Below are 19,296 nucleotides of genomic sequence, written 5' to 3'. Positions count from 1 at the left end.
GTGGTAATCCAGCGGGCGGGTGCGGGAGTTATGTGATGCTTTCATGCTTTTAGTCTGATATGTTCGCACCTTCGTTCCGGTGACGGAGCGTGATCGGCGGGTGTGTCCGGGTGGTGATCCGGTGGCGAAGGCCTGTCGGTGCGACCGACCTGTTCGCGGGAACGGCCCGGCGGCCGGGCGCGGGTGATGTGTGACACATCCGAGGCGCCCGGGGGAGCGGCTGACGGCCGGATGCGGGCGGGGCGGGGCGGAGCGGGGCGCGTCAGGGGGTCCTCGGCAGGCGGGACGCGGTGCCCCGGCACGGTAATCCAGTGGCGGATGTGCCAGGGGCGTACGGCACAATGCTCGCGGAGGTAAGTAATCACAATGGCTGTCGAACCTTACCGCCGCCTGCTGGCGATCCCGGGCGTGCGGTCGTTGCTGCTGGTGGGGCTGGTCGCCCGCATTCCCTCGACCGCGATCGCGATCACGCTGACGATGCACGTCGTCGACCCCAGCGGGCTCGGGCTCGGCTTCGCCGCGGCCGGTCTGGTGACCATGGCGAGCACGGTGGGGATGGCGGTCGGCTCGCCGCTGGCCGGAAGGTTCGTCGACAGTCACGGCCTGCGTCCGGTGCTGGTGGTGACCACGCTCGCCCAGCTCGCCTTCTGGTCCACCGCGTGGGCGATGCCGTTCCCCCTGCTGCTCGCGGCCTCGGTGCCCGCGGGCCTGCTCAGCCTCCCGGTGTTCAGCGTGATCAGGCAGTGCCTCACGGCACTGGTCCCGGTCGACCAGCGCAGGATGGGCTTCTCCCTCGACTCCATGATCGTGGAACTCTCCTACATGGCCGGCCCCGCCCTGGCGGTCGCGGGGGTGACCCTCCTCGGCAGCGTGCCCACCATGAGCCTCGTCGCGGCCGGTCTGGTCGCCTCGGGGGTGGCGCTGATCGTGCTTAACCCGCCCGTCCGCTCGGACGAGGAGCTCCAGGAGGTGGCGGGGAGGGTCTCGCGGCGCCGGTGGCTCACCCCGGGCATGCTCGGGCTGCTCGGCACGGTCGCCGCCGCGACCTTCATCCTGGCCGCCACCGAGCTGTCCCTGGTGGCGACGATGAAGCAGGACGGCGACACCGCGTGGGTCGGGCTGGCGATCGGCCTGTGGTGCGCCTACTCGCTGATAGGCGGGTTCGTGTACGGCATGCTGCCCCGGGGGGTGTCGCCGCTGATCCTGATCGGCGCCATGGGGGTGCTCACCGTCCCCGTCGGGCTGGTCGGCGGTGACTGGCGCTGGCTGATCCTGGCCCTGCTGCCGGCCGGGGTGCTGTGCGCTCCCGCGCTGTCCTCCACGATCGAGACCGTGACCCGCTGGGTGCCCGCCGGGGCCCGGGGCGAGGCGATGGGCCTGCACGGCACGGCGCTGCTGATCGGCGCGGGCTCCGCGGCGCCCATCGCGGGCGTGATCATCGACGGCCCCGGTCCCGGCTGGGCCTTCGCCGCCGCCGGGCTGGTCGGTGTGGTGATGGTGCTGGTCGCCCTGCCGTTCTGGCGGCGCACCGCGGCCGTGGTCGAGGAACCCGTCCCGGTGGCCGCCTGACCTCTGCCGTACCTGGATCCGGGACGTGCTCTGTCCCGGGTGTCGCCGGTCTCCCGGGTGTCGCCGGTCCCGGCCTCGGTGCTCTCGGCCGCCACCCGGCCTCGGTGCGTCACTTCGAGGGGGCGCATGCTGAGAGTTCGAGACATTTCACGATAAATACGAAACGATACGGTTGCGTATCGTAATGATCAGCGCTACGGTGGTGTTTCGAAACTCAAGCGTATCGAATACGGGGCCTTCGTGGAACAACAGCTCGGCCACCCGCGGCGGTGGCAGATCCTGGGAGTGCTGGTCTTCAGCCTCCTGGCGGTCGTGCTCGACAACACCATTCTCAATGTCGCACTGAAGACGATCGCCGACCCCGAGGTGGGCCTGGGGGCCACCCAGAGTCAGCTGGAATGGGCGATCAACTCCTACACGCTCGTGTTCGCGGGCCTGCTGTTCACCTTCGGGGTGATCGGCGACCGCACCGGGCGCAAGCGCATGCTCATGGTCGGCATGGTGCTCTTCGGCCTGGCCTCACTGGCCAGCGCCTACGCCCAGGACCCCATGCAGCTGATCGTCGCCCGCGCGTTCATGGGCATCGGCGGTGCCGCGATCATGCCGGCCACGCTGGCGATCATCTCCAACGTCTTCCCCCCGCAGGAGCGCGGCAAGGCGATCGGCGTCTGGGCCGGAGGGGTGGGCCTTGCCGTGGCGATCGGCCCGATCACCGGAGGACTGCTCATCGAGCACTTCTGGTGGGGCTCGGTCTTCCTGGTCAACCTGCCGATCGTGCTGGTCAGCATGGTGCTCATCCGCCTGGTCGTGCCCGAGTCGCGCGACCCCAAGCCCTCCAGGCTCGACCCGGTCGGCGTGATCCTCTCCATCGTCGGCCTCGTCGCCATCACCTACGGCATCATCCGGGGCGGGGAACTGGCCACGATCACCAGCGCCGAGGTGCTCGTCCCGGCCGTCTTCGGCGTCGTCGTGCTCGCCGCCTTCGTCTGGTACGAGCGCCGTATCGACCACCCGGCCTTCGACGTCCGCTACTTCCGCGACCCGCGCTTCGCCACCGCGGTCGGCATGATCGGCATCGTGTTCTTCGCGATGATGGGCGCGATGTTCTTCCTGGTCTTCTACCTGCAGATCGTGCTGGGCTTCAGCGCGCTGCAGGCGGGTGCCCTGATGATCCCCTTCGCCGCCGCACAGCTGATCTTCGCGCCGCTGAGCCAGCAGATGGCCGCGCGCTTCGGCGGCAAGCTGAGCGCCACGGTCAGCATGGTCGTCGTGGCCGCCGCGCTGGCCTCGTACTCGCTGATGGACCACAACACCCCGATCGTCCTGCTGGAGATCGTGTTCTTCGTCCAGGGCGCGGCGATGGCCAACATCATGCCTCCGGCGACCACCGCGATCATGGAGGCACTTCCCAGGGAGAAGGCCGGTGTCGGCTCGGCCATGAGCAACACCGTCCGCCAGGTGGCCGGCGCGCTCGGCGTCGCGCTCCTCGGCTCGCTGCTCTCGGCCACCTACCGTGACCAGATCGCCCCGGCCCTGACGGGCCTGCCCGACCAGCTCAAGCACCTGGCGGGCGAGTCGCTGACCGGCACGCTGGGCGTGGCCCAGGGCCTCGGCGCCCAAGGCGCGGCGCTGATCGAACCGGCCAAGCTCGCCTTCGTCGAGGGCATGCACATCACCGCCCTCGTCTCAGCGGTCATCGCGCTGGTCGGAGCCCTGATGGTGTTCAGGTGGCTGCCCGGCAAGCCCTCCGCGGCTCCCGCCCCGAAGGAGATCAACCGAGACAAGGAACCGGCGGTAGTGTAGGAACGCTATGACGACCACCGACGAGATTCAGGCGACCGGGGCTCAGACGCCCCGCCCGGCGGGCCGTCCCCGCAGTGCCAGGGCGGAGAAGGCCATCATCGACGCGACCCTCGACCTGATCGGGGAGAGCGTAGGCATCTCCGAGCTGTCGATCGAGGCGATCGCGGCTCGCGCGGGGGTCGGCAAGACCACGATCTACCGGCGCTGGTCCAACAAGGAGGACCTGCTCGTCGACGCGCTGGCCACCCTCAAGTCGCCTCTGCCCCCGGTCGCGGGCCTCTCGGTCCGCGAGGATCTCGTCGCCTACGCGCGGGTGTTCCTGCGCGACGCGTGCGACGCGCGCAACCGCTGCGTGATGAACATCGCGATGAACGAGGCCGAGCGCCATCCCCGCCTGGTGGAGCGCATCCGCCAGGCGACCATCGAGCCGCGCAGGGCGGCGATCACCGCCCTGCTGCGGCGCGGCGTCACCACCGGCGAGCTGCGGACCGGCCTCGACGTCTCCATCGCGATGGCGAACCTGGTCGGCACCGTCATGTGGTACATCCGCACCGAGGGTGTCGACGAGTGCACCGCGTCCTCCGACCTGGCCGAACGGATCGTCGACCACCTTTTGGCGGGCCTCGCTCCCTGAGGCCTTCCCGTACGGCCGTCCGGGGGCTCTCGTACGGCGGCGTCGTCATGAAAGCCGGGCGGACCACGGCTTCGGCCGCTTCATGGCCCGTCGCACACGGGCGGCGTCATGGATGTCGTCACGGATGTCGTCACGAAACCCCGGCGGTGATCGCCGGGGTTTCGTCGTCTTGGGCGCCTCGCGAACGGAAGTGAGGCGTCAGTCGCCGAGGTGGTCGAACTCGCCGAGCTTCACGCCCGCGATGAAGACGTCCCATTCGGCCCGGGTGAAGAAGAGTTTCGGCCCACCGGGGTTCTTGGAGTCGCGCAGCACGTGCAGGGCGCCGAGGTCCGCCTTGTATCCGGTGCGAGGGGCGCCGACGACGGCCACCTCGACGCAGTTGCCGCCGCCGGAGCCGCTCAGGGAGGTTTTGCGCCAGGTCGCGCCGGTCAGGTCTGCTGCCATTCCGTCATCACCTTCGCTATGGGATCGGCGCTCGCCCGCGCGGGCAGGGCCGCCGAGCGGACCGCTTCGTATCGCCTGCAGATCGCCGCCACGTCACGAGGATGGTCCGTGACGTGCCCTACGGCAGCGGACTCCACGAATACACTATCCAGGCTGCCCTCGGCGCTCGCAATGAAGAATCCTCCCTCCAGACCCGCGATCGCACCGCCGGTCACGTAGGCGCTTTTCGGTACGACCTGGATGGAGATGTTCCGGTGCTCGGACGCGGTGAGAAGCGCGGCGAGCTGGTCGCGCATGATGCCGGCACCCCCGACGCATCTGTGCAGGACTCCCTCGTCGAACACGGTCCACAGCGGCGGAGGGTTGTCGCGTGCCAGGATTTTCTGACGCTCCAGGCGGGCGGTCATCGGAGGCGAAGAAGGTGAGCGGGCTGGCCTCACCGTCCGGCTCACGCAGGGCGGGCATCGCGGGCTCCTTTCTCGCGCAGGGACGCTGGGGGACCGGCGCGCGCTTCGTCATCGGATCACTACGAAAAGTAATGGCCCGTTGTCGCAATAGGAAGCGCGTATCCGGAACGCGGTGAAAAGCGCTTTGAGTTCGTGGTCGACGACTCGGCCGGATGCATATTTCCCTGATGACCGCCAGTCTCTTCTTCTCAACATCTTCGGTTGTTGAGAATTCACGATAATCTGTTGGGGATTTGTTTTTCTGGCGTCTCGCCCCGAGGAGGCCGGGTCGAATGGCGGAGTTTGTTGGCATTGATCCGGCCGGGGCGCGGCGTCTCATCACCTCCATGGACGACGCCGTGCAGCGCGTCCAGACGCTGAGACCCTGGCTGTCGGCCTCCATCGCCGAGGCGGGCACCGACTGGCCCGCCGGACCGGGTGCCGAGGTGCTCGACGGTGTCGGGCGTTTCCTCGACGAGACGCGGCGTGATCTGACCTGGCGGACCCAGACGATCGAGCGCGTCGAGGGTGCCGCTTCCCAAGGGGGCCTGAGGGCGGCGGAGTTCGCGTTCGGCGACGCGGCGGCGGCCCGGACCGCGGGGACCCTCGCCGGGAAACGAACCCTGGCGGCATGGCAGGCGTATCAGAAGGACCCAGGCGTCCAGAACTGGGAGAAGGTCCAGGAGGCGCTCAGAGAAGGACAGGGCAAGACCGTCGACGCCGCCTACTCGGCGGGACTGCTGGCCACCTTGGGCACCGGCACTTTCGCGGGCATCTTCGCCGCCGTGAGCGCGAGAAACCAGAACGACGCGCGTGGGTACAGCCCGGCCAACCTGGCGAAGGCGAAGAAGGACCTGGGCCCGCTGGCCGAGGCGTTCGCCTCGACGGACGCGGCGGGCACCCTCCCCGGGGATCTGCGCGACCGCGCGTTGGAAGATCTGCCGATCGGAGACATGGCGGCCCTGCTCGGCCTGGCCCGCCAGTCACGGGAATTCCTGGTCCAGGCGGGAGCCACACTCGCCCAGCGGAGCGGTCACCGTGAGGACGAGGAAGACTGGAACACCTACTGGCTGGTCAAGGCGTTGAGCCAGAACGGTGAGGCTACTCAGGAACTGCTTGCCTCCGGTGACAACGCCACACTGTTGCTGCGTCCCGAGGTGGTCAACGACGGGGGCCGCCCAGGATTCAAGAAGTTGCTCGCCGCCGCACTGGACAAGGCGCTGGCCCCCGGTGCGGGAACCGCCACTCTCCGCCGGGATGCCTGGATCAATGTCATCAAGGTGTTCGGGGACAGGACGGCATGGCCATCTCTGCTCCCCGAACCAAGCAAGCTGGAATACTTCCCGCCTTTGGACGGCCAGCCGCCGGACAAGCGTTATCTTCCCGGCGACACCAAGGTCATACCTGTCCCCTCCCCGATCGGTCAGGTCCTCGCCAGGCACATCTCCCAGTATTTCCCCGAACTCGCCGCCGTCTGGAGCAGAGAACACGGCTCCCTACCTGCGGCCCCAGGTGAGGGATGGCGGAACCTCAACGCGGAATCGGTGGTGAACTTCTTTGGCGGGCTCCTGCGCGATCCGGCGGCGCTGTCACCACTTAGAAGCGGATATGGTGGCTTTCTTGAAAATCTCGATCTGGGTAAGGAACATCCGTTCGGCAACGCGTCCACAGAAGAGGGAAGAGAAGGGCAGCGCCGGGCTTTCTACGACAAGGCGGTAAGGGCCGGAGCGCTCGCCTCGTTGTTTTTCAGTGGTTTACACGAGGCTGACCTCGATGCGGAGGAAAATCGCAAGTTCACTGTCGAGTTCTTGTCTATCCCTCTTGACGCACTGGTCGGCGGCTGGGCGGGCCATCTCCTTGCGGACTCCGTCTTGGCCGGAGCGGCGGCGTCCAAAGCCGTTGATCTCACCTGGAAGAACACCCTGCAGGACGAGATCGAGAATTTTCTGGACGAAGGATCGCCCGAAGAGGCGTCGGATCTGGTTGATGTGCTGGTCGACGGCCAGGTGTCCGCTTTCAACGCCTCGCGCGAAAGTCACGGTCAGCCGCCACTCGGTGAATCGGATCTTCGTCAACTCAAGGACATTTTCTACGGGCGGTTGGAACCGGTGCTGGAAGCGGCCCTAAGAGCACGCGGAGGATGACCGATGACCGAGCACGCCGAACTGCTGCGTCTCGCGAACGAGAAAGAACTACTCGCAGATCGCTTCGATGGTTATGTGAAGAATCTGACGACACTGTTCGATCAGATCAAGACCGAGTCGGTCCACGGCGAGCGCACCTGGACGGGACCTGCGGCTCAGCGTTTCGACCACGACGTCGTTCGACGGCGATCGGACCTGGACCGGCTCGCGGAACAGTGCCGAACGGCCGCAAGAAACCTGAAACGCTCTGCTCTGCGACTTCGGGAGCAGGCACGCCTTCTCGGAGATTCCTCGTGACTACTGGCTCGCCGGCAGGCAGTCGGTTTTACCGATCACTTCGATGTTGGGCTGGGAAGCCTGCACGAGGACGATGAAGGTGATACCTGGATCTTCTTTGTGAAGGATCACGAAGCTTCGCCCGGGCTGTACCCAGCTGGCATTTCGATCAACTTTGTAGCCGACGCGCATGAGCGCGTCCTGCAACGGGCGAGTGGTCAGGTCGGCTAACTGTGCGGGAGTGTACTGGTTGTCTTTCGCGAAGTCGCCACTGAGCTGGTGAAAGCGAAATGCGGTGCCCTTCTCCGAACAGGTTGTAAAATCATTTCCGTCTTCCCCGGTCTTGTCGACGACTTTCTTGTTGACGGTGGGGTGCAGATGTTCAAGCTTTCTGGCGTCCTTGGCCAGCGTTTGGGCGGCCTGGTCCAGGGTGGGACTACTGGCGCCGCAGCCGGTGGCCATCAGCAGTATCAGGGCGCATCCCGCAGCACGTCGCACCCTGTCGACTTTACAGACCGGCTTCCTGCGCGGCGAGATGACATTCAAAAACAGCCGGGTCGGGACGTGGAAAACGCGATATGTCAGGTGGTGGTCTCGCGCCAGCGGTTGGTGATGGGGAGGCGGCGGTCGCGGCCGAAGTTCTTGGGGGTGATCTTCGGGCCCGGGGGATACTGGCGGCGCTTGTACTCGGCCAGGTCGACCAGGCGGATCACCCGGGTGACCAGGGCCGGGTCGTGTCCGGCGGCGACGAGTTCGGCGGAGCCCATGTCCTTCTCGACGTAGTCGTACAGCAGCCTGTCGAGGATGTCGTACTCGGGCAGGGAGTCGGTGTCACGCTGGTCGGGGCGGAGCTCGGCGCTGGGCTCCTTCTCGATCGAGCTCTCCGGGATCGGCGGCACCGCGAACCCGTGCAGGAACTCGCCCGACCGGCCCGCCTGGGCGTTGCGCCAGCGCGACAGCTCCCAGACCAGGGTCTTGAGCACGTCCTTGATGGGCGCGAAACCGCCCGCCGAGTCGCCGTAGAGGGTGGAGTAGCCGGTGGCGAGCTCGCTCTTGTTGCCGGTGGTGAGGACGAGGTGGCCGTGCTCGTTGGACAGGCCCATCAGGATCATGCCGCGCACCCGGGCCTGGAGGTTCTCCGCGGCCAGGCCGGAGAGCTCGATCTCCTTCTCGAAACCGCTGACGATGTCGGCGATCGGCACGATCCTGGCGTTGATCCCTTGCCGGTCGACCAGTTCCTGGGCGTCGCCCACCGAGTGGTCCGAGGAGTAGCGGGAGGGCATCAGCACCACGTGCACCCGGTCGGGGCCGATGGCGTCGGAGGCGATCGTGGCGGTCAGCGCCGAGTCGATGCCGCCGGACAGGCCGAGGATGACCGACCGGAAGCCGTTCTTGGCGACGTAGTCGCGGACCGCGAGGACCAGCGCCGAGTAGACCTCGGCGGTGTCGTCGAGGTGCTCGGCGATCGTGGGGGCCTGCGGCTCGTACGGCTCGACGGGGCGGGCCGACAGCTCCAGCCGCTCCACCGTGATCACGGTGCCGTCCCCGGCGTCCACCTGGAAGGTGCCGAGCCCTCCGTACCTGGCCTCGGGCAGCTCCAGGTCCGTGATCAGCAGCTCCTCCGAGAAGCGCGCCGCGCGCGCGACCAGCTCGCCGGAGGCGGAGACGACCACCGAGTCCCCGTCGAAGACCAGCTCGTCCTGGCCGCCGACCTGGTTGACGTAGGCGAGGGCGCATCCGGCCTCGCGGGCGCGCCTGGCCACCAGGGCCAGGCGTACGTCGTCCTTCTCCTTCTCGTACGGGGAGGCGTTGGGCACCACGAGCAGCCCGGCTCCGGCCTCGGCCACCACCGCGACGGGGCCGCCCTCCTGCCAGAGGTCCTCGCAGACCGCGATCGCCACGTCGACACCGTGCAGCCGGAAGATCGGCATCCGGTCGCCGCGGATGAAGTAGCGGTACTCGTCGAAGACGCCGTAGTTCGGCAGGTGGTGCTTGGCGGTCTTGACGACCACCTGCCCCCGGTGCAGCAGCGCGGCCGCGTCGAGCGGGGCGCCCTTGGGCTGACCGGCGCGCGGTGCGAGCCGCGCGCGGTCCACGTAGCCGACCACCACGGGGACCTCACCGAGCCCGGCCTCGTCCAGCCGTCGCGCGGCCTCCTCGATCGCGGCGATCGACGCCTCCACGAACGAGGTGCGCAGCACGAGGTCCTCGACGGGATACCCGGTCAGGAACATCTCGGTGAAGACGACCAGGTGCGCGCCGCGGTCGGCGGCGCGGCGGGTCCACTCGACGAGCCTGTCCGTGTTGGCGGCCAGGTCACCGACGGCGGGATTGCTCTGGGCCAGGGCGATGCGGAGTTGAGCCACGTGGCCATCATATTGGGGCGTGTCCGGAGATCGCCGTCCAGGTGATCCCTCCTCGGCCGCCGGCGGGTGAGCGCGGGCGTCCGGGGGTGATCTCCTGCCGTCTCTCCGGGCGCTCAGGTCTCCGGTTGTTTCCCGGTACGAGGCCGCCGGAGGCCGCCCAGGGCTCTCAGCCGGTGTGAAGGCCCCCCGGTGGGACTGGGGTCGCGGGCGACAGTTCCGATCGGGAGGCCTCGTCTCTCCGTCGACATCATACGAGGCCATGTGGGGTCACACGGGGTCACACGGGGTCGCGATGAACGGCGTGGTTCCCGGTGTTCCCGGTGTTCCCGGTGTTCCCGGTGTTTTTGATGTCCCTGGTTCGCCGTCCAGCAGAAGCGGGCGTATCCGGCGTCGTAACCGTCCAGGAATTCCCTGTCGTAGTCGCTGGGAGGACCGATGTAGCTCCTCGCCCTGCTCCTGCGGCAGTCCTGCCCGGCGGCCCGGTAGCCGTCGCGGTATCCCCGCCAGTGGTCCCTCGGGTCCTCCGCCGATGTGCTCGGGTCCGTCACCGCCCCCTTCTGCGGAGTACTCGCCGACGCGGCCCGCTCGGGGTCGGGTGTGGCCGAGGCGGGCGAGAACGAGGCCGGTCCGAGGGCGAGGGCGGCGAGAAGCGCCGGGCGGAGCACCACCAGCCGCCGCTTTCCGTACATGCTTTCCCCCTTCGATCGGGCCGTGGGCGGAGTCCGCCCGACGGCCGTGACTAGGGGGAAAGATATAAGGCAATTCGTTCGGACTAAAGGGCCGAACTGCCCATTTACCTATTTTCGGAGTAAGTTAAGAAAGGTCTGATTTTGCTGATCCTTTGTTTGTTTCGGTAATTTTCGAGAAAGGGTGATTTCTCGCTGGACATAATCATTCGCTGGCGTACGAACCGTGAAGGCGCGGTGAGATCCGGGTGTGATCGGTGACGTGGCGGGAGGGCCCTCGACGCCGGCCGCACCCGGATCGCGTCAGCCGATGACCCAGAGCAGCCCGAGGTTCCTCGCCCTGGCCGGTTCGGTCACCCGCTGGACCTCCTTGCCGGAGCGGGAGAGGACGACGATCGTGTTGGCGGACGTGCCCTTGACGCGGACCGCGAGGCGGCCGTCGCCCAGATAGCGCGCGCCCAGCAGCCGCCCCCTGACCGGGACGGCGACCTTCGCGCCGGTCCTGGTGTCATAGACGGAAGGGGTGAACGACAGGGGCCAGGAGCCGTCGCCGCCCGGGGCGTTCGCGCCGATGGCGTTGACCACCACCCGGCGGCCGTCGGGTGACAGGCTCTCCACGTGGTTGGCGAGCCTGATGCCCGGGGCGCGGACGGAGACCCGCCTCCGGGTGTCCAGGAGGTGGACGCCGTCGACGTCGCCCGCGTACCCGGCGAGGGTCCTGCCGTCGGCCGACCAGGTCAGGTGGCAGGGGCCGAGGGTCTTCCCGGCGTCGATCCGGCCCCTGCCGTCGGCGCCGACCACGGCCACCGTCATGGCCTCGGCCGTGCCCTTCACCGGGTAGGCGATCCGCCTGCCGTCGGCCGTCCAGGCGGGGGTCAGGCAGGGGCCGCCGTAGGCGGCGTTCCTGGCGATCACCTTGTCCGTCACCCTGTTCGTGCCGGACCCGGGGGCCGACGTGACGCGCAGCCTGTTCTTGCCGTCGATCCAGGCGACCTTCCGGCCGCCGGGCGCGACCGCGAACTGGCCCGCGAAGGCCCCGCCGCCGACCGTCAGGCCACCGGTCCAGCCTCCCCGGTGGGTCAGCACCTCGATTCCACCGCTGCCGTAGCGGAAGTAGACGGCGCCCGAGACGGGAGCCACCCCGTGCGAGACCCTCCCGGCGCTCCCGTCGGATCCGGTGGATCCGGTGGATCCGGCGAGCGCGGGAGGGGCGGCGGTGACCGTCAGGGCGAGTACGACGCCGGCGGCCAGGGCCCAGTGCTTCAAGGGGATCTCCTCGGGTGAATTACTCAACGGCTGGTTAGAGCCCCGAGAGGACGAAAAGGTTTACCGGAGGCTCGCCGCGACCGGTGCGGCCGGAATCGGCAGCACGGCCTCCACGACCGTCCCGCCTCCGGGGGCCGCCCCGATCACGCAGGTACCGCCCAGCTCGGCGGCCCGCTCGCGCATGGAGAGCAGCCCCACCCCCGAACGCGGCCCCGAGGGCAGCCCGCCCCCGTCGTCCTGGACGCGTACCACCAGCGACTCCCCGCGTCGCAGCGAGATCACCGCGGAGCTGGCCTTCGCGTGCTTGCGGACGTTGGTGAGCCCCTCCTGCGCGATGCGGTACGCGGCCACCTCCGCCGCCGCGGGCAGGTCGGACAGGTCACCCTCGGTCTCGACCGCGACCCGCGGCGTGCCCTCCTGCGCCAGGGCCCGTACGGCACCCTCCAGGCCGAGCTCGTCGAGGGTGGGCGGGCGCAGGCCGTACACCAGCTCCCTGATCTCCGCGCTGACCGCGTCCATGCCGCCGCGCAGTTCCAGCAGGAGCCTGTCCGCGGAGGCGGGGGCGGTGCGCAGGCTGATCCTGGCCATGTTGATCGACATGGCCATGTCGGTGAGCGCGTGGCCGAGCCCGTCGTGCAGGTCCCTGCGCAGGCGGCGGCGTTCCTCCTCGCGGGCGGTGAGGATGCGCTCCCGGGAACGCTGCAGGTCGGCGGTCATCCGCACGGCGTGCGCCACGTCGGCGACGTACGGGACGGCCGCCGCGACCAGGCGGCCGTTGTGCGCGGCGGCGAACCTGCGGGGGCCGGGGGAGCCGAGGAGCAGCCGCCCGACCGGCTCGCCGTGCCAGATCAGCGGCACCCCGCGCGGCGCCGGGCCCAGCGGGCCGACCTGCACCTGCCTGGCGCCGGGCCCGTGGACCTCGACGGCGACGCCGGTGACGCTCAGCCAGTCCTTGACCACGGCGGCGACGGCGGCGAGCGCGTTGGCCGGCTCGGTCTCGCGGACCTCCCTGGCCAGGCGCGCGGCGAGCGCCTGCGGGTCGCCGCGCGTGCCGTACATGAGCCGGTCGACCACGCTCCTGAGCCGGTGCCGGAGCGGCTGGAAGACCACCCCGGCGAGCAGGGCCGCCACCAGGCCGCCGATCCGGTCGTACCCCCACAGGGCGAGCCCGGCGACCGCGCCGACCGCGTAGATGACGCTGACCGCGGCGATCAGCCCGGCGGCGACGAAGGCCCGGCTGACCACCGTGTCGATGCCGTAGAGCTGGTAGCGCAGCACCGAGAAGACGAGCGCCCCCGGGATGAGCCCGGTCCAGATCGTCGCGCCCAGCCACCAGGCCGGTCCGGCGAGCAGGAAGGCGACGTAGACGGCGAACGCGAAGACCGGCCAGGCGATCTGGCGGCGCAGCTCGGGCCCGGCCCGGCGGAAGCGCAGCACTATGGAGACCAGCGCCAGGACCGCGAGGGCCGAGATCAGGATGACGGTGACCTCGCGCCCCGCCACGTTGTACGGGGCGAGGAGGTCCACCGCGAGCGGGTTGGGGACGACCCGCGGCCAGGGGTAGGTCGCCGGATCGGGGTCCGGGCGGGTGAGGGTCAGCAGCAGGTCCGTCAGGAACACGGCCACGCCGGCCGCGACCAGCGGCCGCCACCGCCGCGAGGGCAGCCGCCCGTCGGGGGAGTACAGCGGTAACAGGATCGCCAGCAGGAAGCCGCCGGTCGCCTTCCCCAGGACCATGCTCAGGCGGAGGTACCCGGCGGACTCCATGTCGCCCGCGGCGGCGAAGGTGAACATCGTCGCCTCGGAGAACGCGTTGACCGCGCACATCAGGCCGCCCACGCACATCAGCCACGCCGTGGCCGGGCGCGCGCGGTGGGCCAGCAGGAAGGCGCCCACCACCGGGAACGTCAGCCCCGCCGCCAGGTCGGGCGTGGCCGGCTGCTCCGGCCGCCACCCGGGCGGCAGGTCGACGCGCAGCACGAGGCCGACCACGGTGAGCCCCACCGAGAGGACCGCCATCGAGACGGCGGCGAGCCGCAGCGGGGAGCGCAGCAGCCCGCGGACGAGCGAGGTGACGGGCCAGGAGGGGGCGTCCTCGGCCACGGTGACCGCGTCGACGACCCGCCTGGGCACGCCACCGGCGCCGTCGAGCACCCGGCCGCGTTCGCGTGGCCGCCGGGACACGGCTATCTGCCCACGTCGCCGGGGTTGACCAGCCCGGACTCGTACGCGGTGACGACGAGCTGGGCCCGGTCGAACAACCCGAGGTGGTCGAGCAGCTTGACCACCGACTGCGAGACAGACCGCTCGGGGACCGCAAGGGTCGCCGCGATCTGCCGGTTGGTCAGTCCCCGGGCGACCAGCTTCATCAGGTCGAGTTCCGCGTCGCCGAGACCGGCGAGACCGGGCGGCGCCGACGGGTCGGTGCGCCCGGCGAAGGCCGCGATCAGGCGGGTGGTGACGGCGGGGTCGATCAGCGCGTCACCGGCCTGCGCGGCCCGCATCGCGGTGATGAGCTGCTCGGGCGCCGACGTCTTGAGGACGAACCCGCTCACCCCGGCCCGCAGCGCCGCGTAGAGGTTGTCGTCCGTGCCGAACGTGGTCATCATGACGACCTTCGGCGGCGCCGCGTCGGCCAGGATCCTGCGCGCGGCCGTCAGCCCGTCCAGCCTGGGCATCTGGATGTCCATCAGCACCAGGTCGGGGGAGGTCTCCCTGACGACCGTGATCGCCTGTTCGCCGTTCTCGGCCTCCCCGACGAGCTCGAAGCCGGGTTCGCTGTCCAGCACCACGCGCAGGCCGGTGCGGACCAGCGCCTGGTCGTCCACCACCACGATCCGCAGCCCCGGCAGCGCCCGCCCCTCGGCGGACGTCGTGCGCGCCGCCGCCGGGGGTTCCGCGGCCCGTACGGGCTTCACGGGCGGGTGGAGGTGTACGGCCTGGGCCAGCATGTCGGACTCCAGGCGCTGCAGGGTGGCGCCCAGGTCGAGGCCGAGCTCGTCACGGAGCATCACCCTGGCGCGCCGGAGCGCTCCAAGCGCGTCCCCCTGCCTGCCGTTGCGGTACAGGGCCAGCGCGAGCAGCCGCCAGGCCTCCTCCCGCAGCGGGTGGGCCGAGGCGTGCGCCTCCAGGTCGGCGACGAGGGCGCCGGAGTGCCCCAGCAGGAGCCCCGCGTCGGCTCGGCGCTCGACCGCGATCAGCCGCAGCTCCTCCAGCCTGCCCGCCTCGCTCACCGCCCACGGCAGGTCGGAGAACTCGGCCAGGGCCGGGCCGCGCCAGAGCGCGAGGGCGGCCTCCAGGCGCTTCCACACCTCGGCGGGCTCGCCGCTCGTCTTGACCGCGCTCTCGAAACTCCAGGTGTCCACCTGGCCGGGCGAGGCGCGCAGCGCGTACCCGGGCGGGGCGGAGACCAGGACCTCGGCCTCCTCCCGCGGCGCGCGGCCGGGTTCCAGGGCGCGCCGCAGCCGCGACACGTATCCCTGGATGGTCGACAGGGCCTGGGCGGGGGGCTCGCCCGGCCACAGTTCGTCGATGAGCATGGTCACCGGGACGGCGCGGCCACCGGCGACGAGGAGCCGGGCCAGCACCGCCATCTGGCGCTGGCCGCCGAGGTCGAGAGATATCTCACCATGACGGGCCTGAAATGGGCCTAGGGCACGAAATGTCAGCATTGCAGGCGCAAGGGTAGGGCTACCTGGACCAACGTCATAGGGCAATACTCACCATCGTTCGCGAGCCGTAAGAAATCATCGGTGGTCAGATCTCCACATTCAAGTTGACCGGGAGTATCGCCTCGACCACGGTGCCCCCCTCGGGGGGCGTGGTGATCACGCATGTCCCGCCCAGTTCGGCGGCGCGCTCGCGCATCGAGGCCAGCCCGACCCCCGAGCGACGCCCGGCGGGGACGCCGATCCCGTCGTCGCTCACCCGGATGCTCAGGTCGTCCTCGCCCCGCTCCAGCGACACCCGCACCGTCGCGGCGGCCCCGGCGTGCCTGCGCGCGTTGGTCAGCGCCTCCTGCGCGATCCGGTACGCGGCGACCTCGGTCGCCGCGGGCAGGCCCGGCAGCTCACCCCTGACCTCCACGTCGACGCCGGGGCCCGCCATCTCCGCCACGGCCCCGGCCAGCCCGAGATCGTCCAGCGCGGGCGGCCGCAGGCCGTACACCAGGTGCCTGATGTCACTGGTGACACTGTCCATGCCGGAGCGTAGCTCACCGAGCATGCGCTCGGCCGCCTCGGGGGAGGACCGCAGGGAGAGCCTGGCCGCGTTGATGGACATCGCCATCCCGCTGAGCGACTGCCCGAGACCGTCGTGCAGGTCGCGGCGGAGGCGGCGGCGCTCCTCCTCCCGGGTGGTGACGATCCGCTCCCGGGAACGCCGCAGCGCGCCGACCAGCCGGACCGCGTGGGCGGCGTCGGCCACGTACGGCGTGAGCGCGGTGATGACCCGCTCGTTGTGCGCGGCCGGCAGGCGCCGGGCCCCGGGCGGGCCGATGAGCAGGCGGCCGACGGGCTCGCCGTGCCAGACCAGCCGGATGTCGCGCGCCACCTCCCCCAGCGTCCCCACCGTCGACTCCTCTGGCCAGCCGCCCTGGAAGCGCACGCCCGTGCCGGTGACCGCCAGGCCGTCGCGCAGCACCTCCAGGGCCGCGGCCAGGCCCCCCGCGGGGTCGGTACGCTGCAGCCTGCGCCCGAGCTCGGCGGCGAGCGCCACCGGGTCGCCCCTGCCGCCGTACAGGAGGCGGTCGGCGCCGCGCTGGAGCAGCCGCCGCATCGGGTGGAAGAACGCCCCCGCGCAGAGCGCGGCGACCAGGCCGCCGATCCGGTCCACGTCCGACAGGAACAGGCTGGAGGCCGTGCCCACCGCCACGTACACCCCGCCGATCACGCCGACCAGGCCCGCGCCGACCAGCGTCCTGGTGATGAGCGTGTCGATCCCATAGAGGCGGTGCCGCAGCACCGAGAAGGTGATCGCGACCGGGACCAGCGGGATCGTGAACGACGCCAGCCACCACACCGGGTTGCCGATCACCCAGGGGACGATGACGGTGGCGATCGCGGCCAGCGTCCAGACGATCTGCCCGCGCTCCTCGCGACCGGCCCGCCGGAACCGCGCGGCCAGCGAGGCGAAGGCCAGGATCATCACCGCGTTGGTGAGCATGTCCAGCCAGAACCGCAGCGGGTGGGGGGAGGCGCTCGCGTACCGCTGCCCGGAGAGGGGCAGCAGATCCGTGACGAGCACGTCGGCCGCGAGGACGGCGACGGAGCCCCAGACCAGCGCCCGCCAGCGCGGGGAGGGCAGCCTCCCGTCCGGATAGAGCAGCGGCAGCAGCACGACCAGGAAGAGGATGGTCGGCTTCCAGCTCACCCCGGCGACCGTCCGGATCACCTCGGGCAGGACCGTCCACCCCCGCGCGGCGTCCAGGAGGGCGAGGTTCACCGTGAGGCTGTTCAGCGCGGAGCACAGCCCGCCCAGGCAGAGCAGCCAGCCGATGACCAGCCGGGGCCGCTGGAACACCAGCAACGCCCCGAGGACGGGGAACGCGGCTCCGGCCACGTCCTCGGGCGCGAAGGGCAGCGGCGTGTAGGAGGGCTGCGGGAGCTGCGCCGTGACCCAGATGTTGACGCACTCCATCGCCACGGACGCGGCGGCGACGAGCACCGCCGTGACCCGCAGCTGGACGGGCGTCACCCTCGGGATCCCCCGGTACAGCCCGCGCATGATGATTCAGGCCCTTCATTTTGTGCTTAAAGGGACTTTAACCTGCGCAGACCGCAATTCAATCAACGAGGGATCAACGCCGGCCGGATCCCGTACGGGCCCCGGAGCCGGTCCGGCCGCCGGCGCCCCGACACGGCGGCCGCCGAGGCCCCCACCCGGGCGGGCCGGCGCGGGCGGGGGCCGTCGATCACGTGGTCACGTGGTCACGTGGTCACGTGGTCACGGGGTCACGGGGTCACGGGGTCACTGGGTCACTGGGTCACGGGCACGGTACGTCGTACCGGCTGGACTCCAGGAGCCATTCCAGCTGGGCCCTCGGCGCCGTGAGGAAGGCGCACGCGACCTTGCTGACGTCCCTGGCCTGGCCCGTCGAGAACCCGAACCGGTCGAACAGGGCGGGCAGCCGCCGCGCGGAGGTCCGCAGGTCCTCGGCGCGGGCGGCGATCCGGTCGTTCACCCAGGCGACGGCCCCGGTGTCGGAGAGCCCGAACGCGGTCGCCGCGACCGTCACGTAGTTGTGCACGTCGCCGTTGGCCCGCTCCTTGTGGTGCGAGGCGACGTCGTTGCACCAGGCGGTGACGTCGTTGCAGGCGTCCACCAGCGTCCGCCAGGTCGTGCTCTCGCGCAGCCCCGCGGGCACCTCCACCCCCAGGCAGGGCTCCACCAGGTCGAACAGGTAGGGGCCGGCGGTGCCCCGCCGCAGCCGTGGGTACTCCGCCGGGGAGGGCACGCGGCCCGCGCAGCGGTTCTCGGCCTCGGTACGGCACGCCTCGCCCTGCGCCGCCAGCCCCGCCAGGAACCGGTGCCGCCAGCGGGTGCTCATCCGCCCGGCGGTGGCCTTCCAGAGGTCGCCGAAGGCCAGCTCGACGGGCGAGGAGGCGAGAGCGGGCGCGCGGGCGACGAGGTCGAGCCGCGCGAAGGTGGCGTCGACGATCTCGGCCGCGCGCCCGGCGGGCTTCTCGTCCCACTCGTCGTCGAAGTGGAACAGCCAGGTCAGCCATTTGGCGAACAGCAGCGCCGACTCCACGCCGAACCCGCAGAAGGCGCGGCCCGCCATCCGCTCGAACCCGGCGCCGGTGGGAGGTTCGAGCCCGACCTCGCGGGCCCAGACGGCCAGCTCGGCGCCGATCAGGCCGACCGAGGGGTGCATCGGGCACGGCGCCGACATCACCGGCACGAGCTCGGTGAGGGGCAGCAGCAGCGCCGCGGCCACTCCCGAGGGTCGCGGCGGCTCTGAGCGGCCCGGTGTTCCGGCGGGCGCGGCGGACGAGGGGGACAGGGAGAGTGGCATCGAGTGCGGCAAGGGTTGCGGGTGGGGTCGGGAACGGGTGAGGGGGTCGCCGAACGTCGGGATGCGGGCCACTAGAGCGGACCGAACAGCCAGTTGCCGGCCACCGCCGGATCGGCGCTCGTGTAGAACTGCCGGGTCGCCTCGACCAGCTCGCCCACGGACACGACGCCGTCGCCGTCGCCGTCGAGCCGCTCGAAGGTGGCCAGCACGTCCTCGCGCGGGGTGCCGAACGCGGCCATCATGGTCCAGAACTCGTCCGGTCCCACGGCCCCGTCGCCGTCGGTGTCGCACAGGCCGGCCACCGCCTCGGCGGCGGGCGCGAACACCGCGTCGAAGTGGTCGCCCTCGATGAACGCGGACGTCATGCCCGCGCGGAACTCCTCGGACGAGATGGCGCCGTCGCCGTCGGTGTCGATCTCCGCGGCCAGGGTCCGCCAGATCCCCTCGAAGCCCTGGGCGAGCCTGTGACCGCCCGGGGAGGTCGGCGACTCGCCGAAGCCGACGAGGATCCGGGCACCGAGGCCGAGAAGGTCCTCGCGCTCGATCGATCCGCTGCCGTCGACGTCCATGTGCCCGAAGGCGAGGTCGAGCTTGTGGTTGAGGAGCATGCTGCTCATCGTTACTCCAGCATTACGTGTTGACATCAA

15 protein-coding genes are annotated in these 19,296 nt (G+C 70.4%); 5 read left to right on the top strand and 10 right to left on the bottom strand.

Features of this window, described 5'->3' with window-relative positions; translation table 11 throughout:
• Positions 1-366: 366 nt before the first annotated feature.
• The 3 genes from ACSC1Q_RS03340 (at position 367) to ACSC1Q_RS03330 (ending at position 4,006) form a co-directional block, all read left to right on the top strand.
• Complete coding sequence (locus tag ACSC1Q_RS03340; protein WP_436757122.1) at positions 367-1,569, top strand: MFS transporter; 1,203 nt, start codon at positions 367-369, stop codon at positions 1,567-1,569.
• A 240-nt stretch (positions 1,570-1,809) separates the two neighbouring features.
• Positions 1,810-3,372, top strand: coding sequence for an MFS transporter (locus ACSC1Q_RS03335; RefSeq protein ID WP_436757121.1), 1,563 nt, complete (start codon positions 1,810-1,812; stop codon positions 3,370-3,372).
• Between the two features lie 7 nt (positions 3,373-3,379).
• A complete protein-coding gene (locus tag ACSC1Q_RS03330) occupies positions 3,380-4,006 on the top strand; it encodes a TetR/AcrR family transcriptional regulator (RefSeq protein WP_436757120.1) in 627 nt (208 codons plus the stop codon).
• Between the two features lie 198 nt (positions 4,007-4,204).
• On the opposite strand, the gene ACSC1Q_RS03325 is transcribed toward ACSC1Q_RS03330, so the two are convergent.
• Positions 4,205-4,450 (bottom strand): DUF397 domain-containing protein, encoded by a 246-nt coding sequence (locus ACSC1Q_RS03325; protein WP_436757119.1) that lies wholly within the window; start codon positions 4,448-4,450, stop codon positions 4,205-4,207.
• The gene (locus tag ACSC1Q_RS03320; protein WP_436757118.1) at positions 4,435-4,857 is read right to left on the bottom strand and encodes a DUF5753 domain-containing protein; all 423 of its coding nucleotides are present in this window, start codon (positions 4,855-4,857) and stop codon (positions 4,435-4,437) included. Before ACSC1Q_RS03320 ends, ACSC1Q_RS03325 begins: the two co-directional genes overlap by 16 nt.
• 332 nt (positions 4,858-5,189) lie before the next feature.
• Here ACSC1Q_RS03320 and ACSC1Q_RS03315 point away from each other — a divergent pair, with 332 nt between their 5' ends.
• Positions 5,190-7,040 carry a hypothetical protein gene (locus ACSC1Q_RS03315; protein WP_436757117.1) on the top strand — a complete coding sequence of 617 codons (1,851 nt, stop codon included), beginning with the start codon at positions 5,190-5,192 and terminating at the stop codon, positions 7,038-7,040.
• A gap of 3 nt (positions 7,041-7,043) precedes the next feature.
• The gene (locus ACSC1Q_RS03310; protein WP_436757116.1) at positions 7,044-7,337 is read left to right on the top strand and encodes a WXG100 family type VII secretion target; all 294 of its coding nucleotides are present in this window, start codon (positions 7,044-7,046) and stop codon (positions 7,335-7,337) included.
• Here the strand turns inward: ACSC1Q_RS03310 and ACSC1Q_RS03305 are convergent, their stop codons facing one another.
• The 8 genes from ACSC1Q_RS03305 to ACSC1Q_RS03270 form a co-directional block, all read right to left on the bottom strand.
• Complete coding sequence (locus ACSC1Q_RS03305; RefSeq protein WP_436757115.1) at positions 7,338-7,814, bottom strand: hypothetical protein; 477 nt, start codon at positions 7,812-7,814, stop codon at positions 7,338-7,340. It lies immediately after the preceding gene.
• A gap of 83 nt (positions 7,815-7,897) precedes the next feature.
• On the bottom strand, positions 7,898-9,682 hold the full coding sequence (locus tag ACSC1Q_RS03300) for an NAD+ synthase (RefSeq protein ID WP_436757114.1): 1,785 nt from the start codon (positions 9,680-9,682) through the stop codon (positions 7,898-7,900).
• Positions 9,683-10,671: 989 nt separating this feature from the next.
• Positions 10,672-11,634 carry a TolB family protein gene (locus ACSC1Q_RS03295; protein WP_436757113.1) on the bottom strand — a complete coding sequence of 321 codons (963 nt, stop codon included), beginning with the start codon at positions 11,632-11,634 and terminating at the stop codon, positions 10,672-10,674.
• A gap of 60 nt (positions 11,635-11,694) precedes the next feature.
• The gene (locus ACSC1Q_RS03290; protein ID WP_436757112.1) at positions 11,695-13,818 is read right to left on the bottom strand and encodes a sensor histidine kinase; all 2,124 of its coding nucleotides are present in this window, start codon (positions 13,816-13,818) and stop codon (positions 11,695-11,697) included.
• Between the two features lie 2 nt (positions 13,819-13,820).
• A complete protein-coding gene (locus tag ACSC1Q_RS03285; protein ID WP_436757111.1) occupies positions 13,821-15,305 on the bottom strand; it encodes a BTAD domain-containing putative transcriptional regulator in 1,485 nt (494 codons plus the stop codon).
• An 85-nt stretch (positions 15,306-15,390) separates the two neighbouring features.
• Positions 15,391-17,328: a sensor histidine kinase gene (locus ACSC1Q_RS03280; protein WP_436757110.1), complete on the bottom strand. Its 1,938-nt coding sequence runs from the start codon at positions 17,326-17,328 to the stop codon at positions 15,391-15,393.
• Positions 17,329-17,617: 289 nt separating this feature from the next.
• A complete protein-coding gene (locus ACSC1Q_RS03275; RefSeq protein WP_436757109.1) occupies positions 17,618-18,649 on the bottom strand; it encodes a terpene synthase family protein in 1,032 nt (343 codons plus the stop codon).
• Positions 18,650-18,720: 71 nt separating this feature from the next.
• Positions 18,721-19,266: an EF-hand domain-containing protein gene (locus tag ACSC1Q_RS03270; protein ID WP_436757108.1), complete on the bottom strand. Its 546-nt coding sequence runs from the start codon at positions 19,264-19,266 to the stop codon at positions 18,721-18,723.
• Between the last annotated feature and the right edge of the window lie 30 nt (positions 19,267-19,296).

This window comes from Streptosporangium heterodermiicola (assembly GCF_051390675.1).
Lineage (GTDB): Bacteria > Actinomycetota > Actinomycetes > Streptosporangiales > Streptosporangiaceae > Streptosporangium.
Note: the sequence above shows the minus strand (reverse complement) of the source record. Positions and strands in the feature narration are given on the sequence as shown.

What these genes read in the sequence shown, in the direction of transcription:
- ACSC1Q_RS03315 (WP_436757117.1), top strand. Translation starts at nt 5,190, where the DNA reads ATGGCGGAGTTTGTTGGCATTGATCCGGCCGGGGCGCGGCGTCTCATC.
- ACSC1Q_RS03285 (WP_436757111.1), bottom strand. Translation starts at nt 15,305, where the DNA reads ATGCTGACATTTCGTGCCCTAGGCCCATTTCAGGCCCGTCATGGTGAG.
- ACSC1Q_RS03325 (WP_436757119.1), bottom strand. Translation starts at nt 4,450, where the DNA reads ATGGCAGCAGACCTGACCGGCGCGACCTGGCGCAAAACCTCCCTGAGC.
- ACSC1Q_RS03340 (WP_436757122.1), top strand. Translation starts at nt 367, where the DNA reads ATGGCTGTCGAACCTTACCGCCGCCTGCTGGCGATCCCGGGCGTGCGG.
- ACSC1Q_RS03320 (WP_436757118.1), bottom strand. Translation starts at nt 4,857, where the DNA reads ATGACCGCCCGCCTGGAGCGTCAGAAAATCCTGGCACGCGACAACCCT.
- ACSC1Q_RS03275 (WP_436757109.1), bottom strand. Translation starts at nt 18,649, where the DNA reads ATGCCACTCTCCCTGTCCCCCTCGTCCGCCGCGCCCGCCGGAACACCG.
- ACSC1Q_RS03330 (WP_436757120.1), top strand. Translation starts at nt 3,380, where the DNA reads ATGACGACCACCGACGAGATTCAGGCGACCGGGGCTCAGACGCCCCGC.
- ACSC1Q_RS03270 (WP_436757108.1), bottom strand. Translation starts at nt 19,266, where the DNA reads ATGAGCAGCATGCTCCTCAACCACAAGCTCGACCTCGCCTTCGGGCAC.
- ACSC1Q_RS03310 (WP_436757116.1), top strand. Translation starts at nt 7,044, where the DNA reads ATGACCGAGCACGCCGAACTGCTGCGTCTCGCGAACGAGAAAGAACTA.